The 13,257-nt window shown below is 37.8% G+C and carries 11 protein-coding genes and 2 riboswitches; of the genes, 3 read left to right on the forward strand and 8 right to left on the reverse strand.

Translation table 11 applies throughout. The features are described from left to right. Positions 1–25: 25 nt before the first annotated feature. Together BANA01_RS13990 and BANA01_RS29915 are read right to left on the reverse strand one after the other, a co-directional pair. On the reverse strand, positions 26–313 hold the full coding sequence (locus BANA01_RS13990; protein WP_034676457.1) for a hypothetical protein: 288 nt from the start codon (positions 311–313) through the stop codon (positions 26–28). Between the two features lie 52 nt (positions 314–365). Next, positions 366–512 carry a hypothetical protein gene (locus BANA01_RS29915; RefSeq protein WP_169803693.1) on the reverse strand — a complete coding sequence of 49 codons (147 nt, stop codon included), beginning with the start codon at positions 510–512 and terminating at the stop codon, positions 366–368. 132 nt (positions 513–644) lie between these two features. Here BANA01_RS29915 and BANA01_RS13995 point away from each other — a divergent pair, with 132 nt between their 5' ends. Further along, on the forward strand, positions 645–1,553 hold the full coding sequence (locus BANA01_RS13995) for an AEC family transporter (protein WP_063253559.1): 909 nt from the start codon (positions 645–647) through the stop codon (positions 1,551–1,553). A gap of 102 nt (positions 1,554–1,655) precedes the next feature. Then, a complete protein-coding gene (locus tag BANA01_RS14000; protein ID WP_034676448.1) occupies positions 1,656–2,204 on the forward strand; it encodes a hypothetical protein in 549 nt (182 codons plus the stop codon). 46 nt (positions 2,205–2,250) lie between these two features. Here the strand turns inward: BANA01_RS14000 and ypfJ are convergent, their stop codons facing one another. The 5 genes from ypfJ to BANA01_RS14025 form a co-directional block, all read right to left on the reverse strand. Next, complete coding sequence (ypfJ, locus tag BANA01_RS14005) at positions 2,251–3,087, reverse strand: KPN_02809 family neutral zinc metallopeptidase (protein WP_034676450.1); 837 nt, start codon at positions 3,085–3,087, stop codon at positions 2,251–2,253. Positions 3,088–3,693: 606 nt separating this feature from the next. Next, positions 3,694–4,491, reverse strand: a complete 798-nt coding sequence (locus tag BANA01_RS14010; RefSeq protein ID WP_063253560.1) for a DUF2935 domain-containing protein — start codon at positions 4,489–4,491, stop codon at positions 3,694–3,696. A gap of 107 nt (positions 4,492–4,598) precedes the next feature. Beyond that, positions 4,599–5,093: a flavodoxin domain-containing protein gene (locus tag BANA01_RS14015; RefSeq protein ID WP_235847140.1), complete on the reverse strand. Its 495-nt coding sequence runs from the start codon at positions 5,091–5,093 to the stop codon at positions 4,599–4,601. After that, complete coding sequence (locus BANA01_RS14020) at positions 5,074–6,117, reverse strand: ribonucleotide-diphosphate reductase subunit beta (RefSeq protein ID WP_174524424.1); 1,044 nt, start codon at positions 6,115–6,117, stop codon at positions 5,074–5,076. The genes BANA01_RS14015 and BANA01_RS14020 overlap by 20 nt, the downstream gene beginning before the upstream one ends. A 27-nt stretch (positions 6,118–6,144) precedes the next feature. Further along, positions 6,145–8,430, reverse strand: coding sequence for a ribonucleoside-diphosphate reductase subunit alpha (locus BANA01_RS14025; RefSeq protein ID WP_063253563.1), 2,286 nt, complete (start codon positions 8,428–8,430; stop codon positions 6,145–6,147). Positions 8,431–8,590: 160 nt separating this feature from the next. Beyond that, positions 8,591–8,768, reverse strand: a riboswitch (cobalamin riboswitch). Positions 8,769–8,914: 146 nt separating this feature from the next. Further along, a riboswitch (cobalamin riboswitch) is annotated at positions 8,915–9,095 on the forward strand. A gap of 164 nt (positions 9,096–9,259) precedes the next feature. Here BANA01_RS14025 and metE point away from each other — a divergent pair. After that, positions 9,260–11,554 carry a 5-methyltetrahydropteroyltriglutamate--homocysteine S-methyltransferase gene (metE, locus tag BANA01_RS14030; RefSeq protein ID WP_063253564.1) on the forward strand — a complete coding sequence of 765 codons (2,295 nt, stop codon included), beginning with the start codon at positions 9,260–9,262 and terminating at the stop codon, positions 11,552–11,554. 58 nt (positions 11,555–11,612) lie between these two features. Here metE and BANA01_RS14035 read toward each other — a convergent pair whose 3' ends face one another. Next, positions 11,613–13,082, reverse strand: a complete 1,470-nt coding sequence (locus BANA01_RS14035) for an amino acid permease (protein ID WP_063253577.1) — start codon at positions 13,080–13,082, stop codon at positions 11,613–11,615. Positions 13,083–13,257 lie beyond the last annotated feature (175 nt).

Genomic DNA, 13,257 nt, shown 5'->3' on the forward strand with positions numbered 1-13,257 from the left:
TCGTATTTCATTCAATGAATGTTTTTTATTCTTTCCAATAATCAATTACATATTCAACTTGTTTATTAGCTACTATATTTACCGCGTAATACACGATATCTTTATACTTCATTTCTCGTATAGGATTTTTTCTAACATTGTGCAGAACTCTCATAACTGAAATATCGGGGAGGGTAAATGCCACTAAGATAATCGCCTTTTTTCCATTAATCCCCCAAGTACCTCTTGAACCTAAAACTAGAGGCAAGGGTTTATTACATTTGTGAAGATAATTGTAAACCCACTCTTGTTCGCTTAGATTTTTTTTATCCATCCAGCCCTCACCTTTTATGTAAAAAAACAGCCAAAATAAATTGGCTGCTTCCTTAACGATCAAGTCCCTTTTTAGTCTTACCAACATTATCATTCGGTGAGTCACCGGTACCATTTTTGCTTTTGCTATTAGGTGTTCCGTAAATTTGATTATCCGATGTTACTTTTGCACCTGTTTGAACATCATCTTTCGTCTTCATTCTGTCATCTCCTTTCGTTAATCAGTTATATTATCTATAGCGTGTAACAGAAATATACAGAAGAGCTAAATCTATCATTTTAGATTGATTTTATGGTTTAATTAGAAGGAACTAACATAGAGGAGCTTTTAGATGAATCAAGAATTTCTTTATATTATTATTATCATTGCATTTGGGTATTTATTAAAACGTCTAAATATTTTACAAGAAAAAGATGGAGAAGTGATATCAAAACTTATTTTTAAAATTACCCTTCCCGCCTTGGTTCTTGTAACATTCGATTCCGTAAAGATAGAAACTTCATTAATCGTATTACCGGTGATTGTACTGGTTTATGGAATTATAACTGCATTACTAGGATTATTAGTTTTTAAAAATGAAGATAGAGAATTAAAGGGTTCTCTTCTTATGCTTTCCTCCGGGTTTAATGTAGGCTTATTTGCATTCCCGTTAGTTTATGCAATCTGGGGAATAGATGGCTTAACTTATTTTAGTATGTTTGATGTTGGGGCGTCATTTGTTGTTTTTGGAATTTGCTTTATTTTTGCAAGCTATTTTTCAGAAGAAGGTCTCAAGCTTAATCCTGTGGAAATTCTGAAGAAATTGGGCAAATCTATTCCATTAATGACCTATCTAATTGCTAGTATTTTAAATCTAATCCATATCCAATTACCAGCGATAATCATCAATGTTGCCAGCAAAATCTCTGGAGCCAATATGCCGTTGTCATTATTGTTATTAGGTCTCTTTTTAAATTTTAAATTCGATAAACAATTTATTAAACCTATGATAAAATTCTTAGCTTTCCGATATGGTTTAGGTCTTATCATTGGTTCAGCGTTATACTTTATCCTACCCTTCAATACCATGTTTCGATATACCCTTCTAATTGGACTGTTACTGCCGGTTGCAGCTTCTGCTCTAACTTTTGCAGTTGAATTTAAATATAGCACCAACAGCACTCGTTTCATTGCCACAATGTCAAATATAACGATTTTAGTAAGTATCGTTATTTTATATATCTTTGCTAACTTTATTTAGTAAAGACTCGAAACCCACTAGGTATGTACTTAGTGGGTTGAAATTTGTTCAGATAAAATTGAATTTCAAAATTTGGGTAAATTAATAGTGGAGGTTATGAAAATGATTGTTTACCATGGATCCATTAGTAATTTTCAACATTTTAATAAAGAAACCGTCGTTCAAAATTTAAATAACGATATCGATACGATGGGATTTTGGTTTACTTCTGATATGAATGCAGCAAAACCTTTCGCAATTGGTTTTGAGACAGTGATTGAAGAATCTAAGAGTGAGTTCTGGGAGAATGGAGAATCAAAGGTCATCCAATACGACAGGCCGGTTAGCGGCTTTATCTATAAAGTGTATATAGATGAACCTAGTTTAAAAATTTATGAATCTACGACAGAGGAATCTTTTGATTTGTTTATGAGGGATCGTGACATATATTGTGATTACTTAGGCGCTAAAAAAAGAAACCCTACATGGAAAGATAATGCCATCCTTTTAAATAAAGAAGAAGCTAATACAGAATTTCGAAAAAGCCTTATAAAACAGGGCCACGAAGGCTTAGTAATACGAAAGACACGGATACATAATATGATTACTGATTTGTATTGCATTTTTTCGGAGGACTCTTTGCTGATTACAGAAGTCTTGCCTTTAAATTAAGTGTGGACGGACCCTGCGAAGAGTCCATCCAATATCAGCTCAGTCCCTAAAGATTCGCTGCGTTAAATGTGTCTCCATCCTCTATCGTACCGTTTTTGAATCCTTTATTAAACCATCGCTCCCTTTGCTTAGAGGTTCCATGTGTAAAGCTATCGGGTACTACATAACCTTGTGCTTTTTTCTGAATAGTGTCATCGCCGACCGCATGTGCTGCATTAAGCGCCTCTTCAAGGTCACCTGATTCCAGATAGCCCTTCCCTTCAGCATAGTGGGCCCAAACACCAGCCAAGTAGTCCGCCTGCAATTCAAATCGAACCGAATACTCATTGGTCCTTTTTTCGGCTGGTAATACGTTTTCACCACTATGTAAAAGCGTCTGGACGTGGTGTCCTACCTCATGGGCAATGACGTATGCCATCGCAAAATCACCAGGTGCTTGGAATCTTTGCTTTAGTTCCTGATAAAAACTTAAATCAATATAAAGTTTGTGGTCACCCGGACAATAGAAAGGACCCACAGCCGAATTAGCCGCTCCACAGGCTGACTGAACGCTATCTGTAAACAAAACCAGCTTTGGATTTTCGTATACCATGCCTCTTTTCTCAAATTCAGCGGACCAAACATCTTCTGTATCAGCAAGGACTACAGAAACAAAATCTGCCAACTCCTCCTCTTGTGCAGAACCATTCATAGGAGGGATTGAGTATGAACTATTCGAAGTTTGCGTATTGTTCAATAAATCCCCCGGATTCCCCCCGAGCAGAACAAAGAGAAGCATGACTACAATACTGCCGAGCCCTCCTCCGATCACCGTTTTTCCACCCATGCCCATACCTCTGCGATCTTCTACGTTTGAACTTTGCCGTCTTCCTTTCCAAATCATTATTTTATCCCCCTACAGTATTAATGATGAATAGTGTTTCCCCTTTTCTGATGTTTATTAAACAATCATCATGGTTTATTGACGCAAAAAAGTGTTCAGGAATTCGTTATCCTGAACACTTTAGCGGTGATTATGTTTTTTATTTTTTTAGCTTTGTTTAAGACTGATATTGATGATTTTTCTTATAAATATTTTTATGAAGGACGAATCTGGATCCGGAACCTTCTTGTTTTGTCCTTCATCAACCTTATGAAGGACGGATCTTATTCGGAATCTTCTTGATTTGTCCTTCATCAACCTTATGAAGGACGAATCTCACCCGGAACTTTCTTGATTTGTCCTTCATCACCCTTATGAAAGACGAATCTCATCCGGAACCTTCTTGATTTGTCCTTCATCAACCTTATGAAGGACGAATCTCAGCCAGAACCTTCTTGATTTGTCCTTCATCACCCTTATGAAGGACAAGTCTCTTCCGAAACCTTCTTGATTTGTCCTTCATCACCCTTATGAAGGACTAATCTCATCCGAAACTTTCTTGATTTGTCCTTCATCAACTTTTTATCCTCTTGTCCTTAAAAACCGACAATAAAATTTTTAGAAAGCTTATTCCTTCAGTCGAGGTTTTGCAGGATCACAATTTGGCGGTTCGACGTTTGCCGATTCTGCTAATTTCATTAGATAATAACATTCTTCCCGGTACATATGATCAGCCATTAACGGGGCAAATGTTCCCAATGCTTGGTTACTTAGTTCTAACTCTTCTATCTCCGTTAAAAAATTTTGAAATAATTTAATTTCTAATTGAGCGTCATTGGTCATTTTTGTTAAAGCCGGAAATTCTGTTAAATTGGTTCTTAAGTATCCTGCCAGCTCAACTGCTTTTAGATAAAAACCTTCAAAATCCTTCTTAAATAACTTACTTTTCTCTCTTAGTTTCTTTTCAACACCATCTAAATTTGTATAAATAGCATCTGAATGACCTGCAGCGTCTAATAACCAAAGAAGGTGATGATGAAGTTCGTGGTAAACGGGAGGGACTTTACCCTCTTTTAAATGATTTAAAATCCTTACATATTCTTCTAACTCATTTACCATATGATTAATAAAAGTTGGTGATAGATGAATTTTGATTTTACCGACAAGGTGTTTTCTTAATAATTCTAATTTGAATTCCCGTAATTTTAGTACCTCTGGTTCCACTTGAGCTGTTAGTTGTGTTAGTGGTGCGGATTTTGCGCGTTCTAGAAGTGTATCGAATATATTTATAAAATTTGCTGCCTGCTCAATCTCAATTTTTTGAATCGGGGCAAGAGCTTCAAAAATAAATCTAGAATGGTCACCTAGTATCTGGAGCCAAAAACGGTGTTCAAATCTGGCTGACCTTTCAAAAACTTCATTCATGTCCATTCCTCCTAGGATAAAAATACCCATACTAAATTGATATTTATTCTCCTACGGCACGTCTTATGAACATTAGGTCTGCGGATAAATCATTTGCTTAACCGGATTTACTGGCTCATAACCGCATTTACTGGCGGATATCTATGCATACTAGCACGCAAAAGCAACGATTCAACAAACTTTTCACAACGCTGTACATCCTGACTTTGCGGCCGAAGCTCAACTTTCAAGGTCGCAGCTAAGTTTGTATGAACATACAACATGTCACGAAATTGATCAACACCACCACAAAACATCGGATAAATGCTGTCCCCTGTTCCAAATACAGCAGTCGTGATGTCCTTTCTGCTAATCGATTCAAACGCTTGATAGAGTTCCAACATTTCCTTTGGAATGTCACCATTTCCCCATGTATACGTTCCGATCGCTACTGCATCATAGTGACTTAAGTCAGATAAAGAAAACTCTTCTATACTATAAATAGCTATCACGACTGACCTTGTTAAAAAGATTCTATAAATCACTTCAGCCAATTCTTTCGTGTTTCCAGATACTGACGTATAAACAATCGCAACGGACAATTTACAGTTCGTCGAATCCATTGGATTGTGAGACCTTTGAATAGGTTCTGGACTTTTGTTCAAAGAAATCCGACTTTGTCTCATTCATCATTTCATCTCCAAAAATTTGAATCCACGGCATCGGATTGCTTCTTTCTTCATAAAGATTTTTCAAGCCAAGCTGTCTCAATCGTTTATTGGCTAGGTATTCTATATACCCTTCAAATTCCTCTAAATCGATTCCTTTGATATCAGCTAAAATATAGTGAGCCCACTCTTTTTCAAGCGTAACCGCTTCATTAATCGTTTGGTAGATATAGTTAATATTTTCATCTGTATGAAGCTCAGGATTTTCTGTTAACAGGATTCGAAGAAATTGAGCAATAAAGTAGGCATGCTGCATTTCATCCCGTTGAATATAACTAATCATCGTACTTGTTTTCAGCATTTTTTGCTGACGTGCTAGATGATAGAAGAAAGCAAAACCGGCGTAAAAATATATGCCTTCTAGGTTAATGGAATTTACGCATAACTTAAATAAAGATTGTGGTGTTGGATACTGTCTAAATTCCTCATAGGCATCTAAAATAAGTTGATTTCGTTTCTTTACAATTTGATCACTTTTAGCTTGGTTAAATCGTTCATTTTGTTCGCCAATGGGAACTAGCGAGCTTAAAATATAAGAATAGGATTCATTATGAACGGCTTCTTGTTGTGAAATTACAGCAAATATTGCTTTAAAACTGGAGTCACTCACATAATCCATGACTTGACACATGGTTGGGGTCTGCAAGCTATCAAGTGAAGCAAGCTGTGTATTGATACGCAGAAACACATCTTTTTCTTGATCACTTAGGAGATCCCATTGTTTTATATCATCCTGCATATTAATTTCCTGCGCTTTCCAAAAATTTGCTAATAGAGTCTGATATAAGTCGTACATTTTTGGATAGGCAATATCATTCCAGTTAAGAATCCCGGATGACTTACCATTAATAATTCCAGTGGATTTGTTTGGAAAGTCAGGATTTAGTAATTGTATTTTGGTTAATGGTGTATGAATCATCAAATAAACCTCCTCCATTCTTCTCTTTTAACTTTGACATGCTTCACATTCTTCTATCTCAGTTTGTGACGTGCTTCTTATGTAATAGGTGGTTTTTAAGCCCTGTCTCCATGCTTCCCTATGAAGATTTAGTAACTCTACCGCTTTAATATCATGACGAACATAAAGATTGAAACTAATTGATTGGTCGATATGGCGCTGCCTGGCGGCGTTTTGCCTAATACTCCATATCTGATCCAAGACATGCCTAGTTCGTCGATAAAAGTTGTAACTGTTATGATTCAAATCAGGCGCCGTTACTTTAAATTTGAAGTTTTTCTTCTCCTCTGCGTATTCAACCGCATACAAAGGATCAATGCCATCGGTGGAACCGCCAATCTTTGCCGTAGATGAGTTTGGAGCAATCGCCATCATCCAGCCATTTCGAACTCCATTCCCCGAAATCTCCTCCATCAATTGCTTCCAACGTTCAGATTTATACCCTTTACGGTCAAAATACTGACCAGATTGCCATTCCGAACCTTCAAATTTTGGATAGCACCCTTTTTCCTTCGCCAATTCCATCGAAGCACGAATCGTAAGATAGGCAATATCCTCATATAGTCGATCTGCGTATTCAACCGCTTGTTCAGACTCCCAAAAGATGCCTTCTAACGCAAGAAGGTGATGCCAGCCAAATGTACCTAAACCTACAGGGCGATATTGCTTATTTGTTACCTCGGCTTGTCCAACTGAAATGGTATTGAGATCAATGACATTGTCCAGCATTCTCATTTGAATCGGAATTAATCTTTCCAGTACATTCCCTTTTACTGCTTTTGGGAGATTAATAGACGATAGATTGCAGACAACAAAATCCCCAGGTTTTCGAACAATGACAATATTTCCATCTTCATCCTTATATTCTCTCACAATCGTTGTTGCCGACATATTTTGCGTAATCTCTGTACACAAATTGCTGCAATAAATAGACGCAAGTCCCTTTCCTCTTACATGTTTGTTTGGATTTTGACGATTTACCTCATCCCGATAAAACATATATGGAGTACCGGTTTCTAATTGAGAAATCATAATCCTTGCCATAATATCCATTGCTCGGTATGTTTTTCTTGGAAGAAGAGGATGATTTACAGCTTCCTCATAACTTTCTGTAAAGAGCTTTTCATCACTCTCATCATAAAAATCCTCTAAGCCTAGTGGGTTTCCATCTTGATCCTTCCACCCCATAATTTGTTTAACTTGATGAGGACAAAAGGTATGCCATTCTCCAACACTTCGACCGTTCTCATCTACCTCTTCTAGTTTCTTCATAAACAAGTCAGGTATCGAAACTCCCGTAAAAATATCATGAGCCTTTCGTCTCTCGTCTCCGTTATTGGTTTTTAAGTCTAAAAAGCCATTCATAATATCTTTATGAAAAACATCTAAATAAACGGCGATGGCTCCCTGCCTTTGCCCTAGTTGATCGACACTCACAGCCGTATCATTAATAAGGCGAATCCATGGTACCACCCCAGAGGAATTACCTTTAAACTTTTTAATATCTGAACCTAATGCACGTACCTTTCCTAGATAAACACCCAGACCGCCACCGTCCTTACTTAATCTAGCAATATCCCAATTATTCAAATAAATACCATCTAAAGAATCGTCTACGGTATCAATAAAACAAGAAGAAAGCTGGCCAAAACTTTTTCCGGCATTTGATAGAGTTGGAGTAGCAACAGTCATATATAAGTTACTCAGTGCCCAGTATGCTTCTTTTACAAGATTTAACCTGGTTCTTTTTTGTTCCTTTCTCATTAATGTCATGGCGATGATCATAAACCGTTCTTGAGGCAGCTCGTATAGATTTCCCTCGTAATCTCTTGCCAAGTAACGATCTGCCAGTAAAAACAACCCTATGTAATTAAACAAATGGTCCCGCTCAGCTGTTATTTCTCCGCTTAATAATTCAATCTCTTCTTTTGTATAATCTTGTATTAACTCCTCTGAATAAATTCCTATTCTAGTTAATTCAGCAACCAGAGTGTAAAAATCTCCGTATTTTTTCTCAGCCTTGTACCCTCTGCTACTTGAAGCATTTTGATAAAGTTCCTGTAAATACAGATTTGCTGCTAGAAAGGTCCAGTTTGGGTCGGTCATTGAAATTTGATTTAAGGCATAGAAAAGAGATTGTTCATAGATTGATGAGTCTTCAAGACCAGCAATCTTTTTAACTAATTCAGTGGAGTCCAAATTATATTTTTCAGTTGCACTGTTCACAGCTGCTAAAACTGAAGCCTTTTCTGTATAAGTACTGTTTATTGCCATGCGAAGGTTCCTCATTTCTTTAGGTAATAACTTCGTGAGTGAAACGACAAAAAACCCATCTATGAAGATGGGTTTGATAACGTGGAATAATCTAGTATACAGGCTCATTCACTGTAATAGCAGGATACCCTCGTTATATCTTCCCAGCTCCCGAAGAAGATAATACGTAATAGAAATGGCAGGTCTCCTGACTTGTGCTTCACCCTACTCAAATCCCTTCCCGTCCGTAGACAGTGGATATGATTATTTCGTCAGCACTTACAGTTGCGGGTACAGTTCTGGATTCTCACCAGATTCCCTATTAAGTCTATATAGACACCATTTATATTGGTCATTATCTATATTTAGTGTTTCCAAGTAAAACAAACACTAAATATTGTATAGCTCCCACTATAATATACTATTTTCACTTTGACAATAACAAAATTAATTCTCTGAAAACGATGTACGAAAGTTTTTTTATATGGTATATTAATTTGCAATTACATATCGTGTAAGATTTGGTGCCAAGCTTATGCTTGGCTTAAAAGGGAAGAACGGTGTAATTCCGTCGCTGTCCCGCAACTGTAATTCGGAGTGAATCACGCAAACCACTGTCTTTTGACGGGAAGGTGTGAGGAGCATTGATGATAAGCCAGGAGACCTGCCAATCTCTAGTACACACCAGATACCTACGTGGAAATAGGTGGTGACATTCATTTGTACGACAAACGAGTTAAGATCAGTATTGTTTTTTACATACTTTTAACTTGATTGTATAGCCATTTCCAGTTGTCGGAGATGGCTTTTTTGTATTTGGAAATATGAAAAGATAAAGGAGGAATCGTAAATGAAATTAGCTAGTACAGCTATTGGTTACCCCTACATTGGCGGCAATCGAGAATGGAAACGATGTGTGGAATCTTTTTGGAAGGGCGAGAAATCGGAGGAAGCGTTTATCTTTGAGATGAAGACCATTCGCTTGAATCATTTGAAGCATCAGCAATCATTAGGATTAGATATCCTTACCGTTGGAGACTTTACTTTTTATGACCGTATGCTGGACCTTGCCACTATGTTCGGTTTAATTCCAGCACGTTATAAGTGGACTGGCGAAAAGGTAAATCTTAGGACATATTACTCGATGGCACGTGGAGTTGACGATGTTGTCGCTTCAGAGATGACAAAGTGGTTTAATACAAACTACCACTACATTGTACCTGAATATGAAGACCAGCCACTAAGATTAACTCAAAACTACCTTTTAGATTACTTTTTAGAAGCAAAATTCGAACTAGGATTAATTACAAAGCCGACCATTATCGGCCCCTATACCTTTGTCCAACTTTCTAAAGGGTATGATTCAATTTCAAAAGCCTCATTTATTTTAAGACTCTTACCTCTTTATGTTCAGGTACTCCAACAACTTGTAGATGCTGGAGCTCAGTGGATTCAAGTGGAAGAACCTGCATTAGTCCTTTCACTAGCACCTGAAGATATCAAACTAGTTCAACAAATATATAAACAATTAGCTGAAGAAGTACCTGCAGCGAAACTGATGTTACAAACCTATTTTGAAGGACTATCAGCGTATGAAGAGCTCATACAATTACCTGTCGCTGGAGTTGGGCTTGATTTTATTCATGGTGCTGATCAGAATATGGCTTCACTCCGTAAATACGGGTTCCCACAAGATAAAGTATTAGGAATTGGTATCATAAATGGTCGGGATATTTGGCGTGCAAGTTTAGCTGAAAAAGCAATGATGACAAAAGCTATTTTATCCTTAAGCGGTGTACAAGAAGCGTGGGTTCAATCTTCTTGCAGTTTACAGCATGTACCTGTCACAACCAAATCTGAAAAGACTCTGGATAAGACATTACTAAACGCATTATCCTTTGCCGATGAGAAAGTCATCGAGTTAACGCATATAACATCCTTCGTTTCAGATGAGAATTGGTCTGGAAGTAAAAGTGTGTCACAAAGTATCGTGGCCATTCAAGCCTTAGAGCAGCATGAGGCAAGGAAAAATCCACGTGTGAAGGAGCTTTTATCACAAGTTAGACAAGAGCATTTCACACGTCCAATGCCCTTTAAAGAACGCCAACCATTACAGCAAGAGGCTTTGCAATTACCGGAATTTCCAACAACAACAATCGGAAGCTTCCCTCAATCGGAACAAGTAAAAAGAACTCGTACAGCATGGCGCAGAAGTGAAATAACAGATACTGAATATGCTGAGTTTTTGAAAAGTGAAACCGCACGCTGGATTCAAATCCAGGAAGAAATTGGCCTTGATGTCTTAGTACACGGTGAATTTGAACGAACCGATATGGTGGAGTACTTTGGTGAAAAGCTAAAAGGATTTGCTTTTACAGAAAAAGCCTGGGTGGTTTCCTATGGGTCACGTTGTGTGAAACCGCCGATTATATATGGGGATGTCGAGTGGACATCGCCAATGACTGTGGAGGAAGTAGCGGAGGCACAGGAGCTAACGTCTAAGTATGTGAAAGGAATGTTAACAGGCCCTGTCACCATCTTAAATTGGTCTTTCGTTCGTGATGATCTTTCGCGTGAACAGGTAGCCAATCAAATTGCCTTAGCGTTAAAGGAAGAAATTCAAGCATTAGAAAGTGCTGGCATTGCCATTATACAGGTAGATGAACCTGCTTTACGTGAAGGCTTGCCGCTTAGAAAAGAGGATTGGAACGAATATTTGTCATGGGCAGTAAATGCATTTAAACTCGCGACTTCTAGTGTCAGAAATGAAACACAAATTCATACGCATATGTGTTATTGCGAGTTTAATAACTTTATAGAGCCGATTCGTGCCCTTGATGCGGATGTCATTTCAATTGAAACCTCTAGAAGTCATGGAGAATTGATTCAATCACTAAAACAAAATCCTTATGAACTTGGTATTGGATTAGGTGTCTATGATATACACAGCCCGCGGATCCCAAGTGTAGAAGAAATCGACACCATCTTAAAAGACAGTTTAGAGATTATTTCAAAAGAACAATTTTGGGTGAACCCAGACTGTGGTTTAAAAACTCGAAATGAAAACGAAACCATTGCCTCATTAAAAAATATGGTGACAGCTGCTCGAAAACTTCGTCAACAGCAACAGCAAACCGTTTCCTAAAGGCTTCTTAGAAAAAAACAGGCTCCTAGAGTATTCCTAAGAGCCTGTTTTTTCTTGATTATTTATATTTTTTGTCAAAGTCAAACTCAACTTCCTCAAGTTTAACCATTTTTGTTTTCTTAATAAGTTTATATCCAACATATAAACTTAGGAAAAATGGAATACCTAAGTAAGCTGCTACCACTCCGCCCCAATCAATTTGGTCAGCAAGAAAGGCTTGGAAATTTTGAGCTAAGATGACGATAATTCCACAAGCAATCGCAAAGATCGGCCCAATCGGAAACCATTTCGCCTTATAAGGCAACTTATCTAAAGAATGCCCTTGAGCCATAAGAGCTTTACGGAACCGGTAATGACTGATGGAAATACCCAGCCAAAAGATAAATCCTGTTATACTGATTGCATTCATTAACCAAATATAAACGGTACCATCTCCAAAAAATGAAGCTAAAAAGGCAAGCGCACCTATTGCACATGTTAAAATCATACCAGCAACCGGAACACCACGGTCGTTTAGTTTCCCAAAAATCTGCGGTGCTTGTCCCGCTTTCGCCATCGAATACAACATCCGTGTCGAAGCATACAAGCTAGAATTACCAGCAGATAATACGGCCGTTAAGATTACTGCATTCATAAGTGATGCAGCAAAAGCAATCCCTGCCTTTTCAAATATGAGGGTAAATGGACTGACCATCACACTATCATTTTGTAAATTCGGATTGGTATAAGGAATAAGAAGACCGATTACAGCAATCGCCAAAATATAAAAAATCAAGATTCTCCAGAAAACATTTTTAATCGCCTTGGGTACATTTTTCGCTGGATCCTCACTTTCTCCTGCGGTAACCCCTACGATTTCTGTACCTTGGAATGAAAAACCTGCTGCAATAAAAACAACAAATACACTTAAAATACCGCCTGAAAAAGGAGCTTTATCCACTGTGAAATTTTTAAACCCTACTGCTTCTCCTCCCATAATGCCGAAAATCATCAGTAAGCCAACAATAATAAAGATAACAATCGCTGATACTTTAATTAAGGATAGCCAGTATTCACCTTCCCCATAACCCTTAACAGATAAATAATTTAATAGAAATATAAGTGCTAAAAATGATCCACTCCATACCAAAGAAGGGCTATCCGGAAACCAGAATTTCATAATCATCGTTGAGGCGGCTAACTCAGCTGCAATGGTCATCGCCCAACTAAACCAGTACGTCCATCCAATTGCAAAACCAAATGCCGGATCGACAAATTTTGTGCCATATGTGCTAAAGGAACCGCTTACAGGCATAAAAGCAGCCATTTCTCCTAAACTAGTCATGATAAAAAAGACCATTGCGCCAACTATTGCATATGCAAGCAATGCTCCACCGGGTCCGGCTGAACTGATCGCTGCCCCGCTGCTCAAGAACAGTCCAGTACCAATCGCACCTCCGATTGAAATCATCGTTAAATGCCGGGATTTTAACTCTCGTTTTAATGTTTGTTCATGCTGTTTATTCACTGAATGCTGGAATTTTTCCATTTCACGTTCTGGTAACATGTACCTCAGTCCTTTCATTTTTTAATAGAAAGCGATTACAGACAGATCATTGCATTACCTTGTCGTATGTACGGACCCCTTAATAATAGAACACCCAGAAATGGACAAAAAAGTGTCTACAAGTCACGGGAAATAAACTTGTAGACACTAAATAATC

This window comes from Neobacillus niacini NBRC 15566 (genome assembly GCF_001591505.1).
GTDB lineage: Bacteria > Bacillota > Bacilli > Bacillales > Cytobacillaceae > Neobacillus > Neobacillus niacini.

What these genes read in the sequence shown, in the direction of transcription:
- BANA01_RS13990 (WP_034676457.1), bottom strand. Translation starts at nt 313, where the DNA reads ATGGATAAAAAAAATCTAAGCGAACAAGAGTGGGTTTACAATTATCTT.
- BANA01_RS29915 (WP_169803693.1), bottom strand. Translation starts at nt 512, where the DNA reads ATGAAGACGAAAGATGATGTTCAAACAGGTGCAAAAGTAACATCGGAT.
- BANA01_RS13995 (WP_063253559.1), top strand. Translation starts at nt 645, where the DNA reads ATGAATCAAGAATTTCTTTATATTATTATTATCATTGCATTTGGGTAT.
- BANA01_RS14000 (WP_034676448.1), top strand. Translation starts at nt 1,656, where the DNA reads ATGATTGTTTACCATGGATCCATTAGTAATTTTCAACATTTTAATAAA.
- ypfJ (WP_034676450.1), bottom strand. Translation starts at nt 3,087, where the DNA reads ATGATTTGGAAAGGAAGACGGCAAAGTTCAAACGTAGAAGATCGCAGA.
- BANA01_RS14010 (WP_063253560.1), bottom strand. Translation starts at nt 4,491, where the DNA reads ATGAATGAAGTTTTTGAAAGGTCAGCCAGATTTGAACACCGTTTTTGG.
- BANA01_RS14015 (WP_235847140.1), bottom strand. Translation starts at nt 5,093, where the DNA reads ATGGATTCGACGAACTGTAAATTGTCCGTTGCGATTGTTTATACGTCA.
- BANA01_RS14020 (WP_174524424.1), bottom strand. Translation starts at nt 6,117, where the DNA reads ATGATTCATACACCATTAACCAAAATACAATTACTAAATCCTGACTTT.
- BANA01_RS14025 (WP_063253563.1), bottom strand. Translation starts at nt 8,430, where the DNA reads ATGGCAATAAACAGTACTTATACAGAAAAGGCTTCAGTTTTAGCAGCT.
- metE (WP_063253564.1), top strand. Translation starts at nt 9,260, where the DNA reads ATGAAATTAGCTAGTACAGCTATTGGTTACCCCTACATTGGCGGCAAT.
- BANA01_RS14035 (WP_063253577.1), bottom strand. Translation starts at nt 13,082, where the DNA reads ATGGAAAAATTCCAGCATTCAGTGAATAAACAGCATGAACAAACATTA.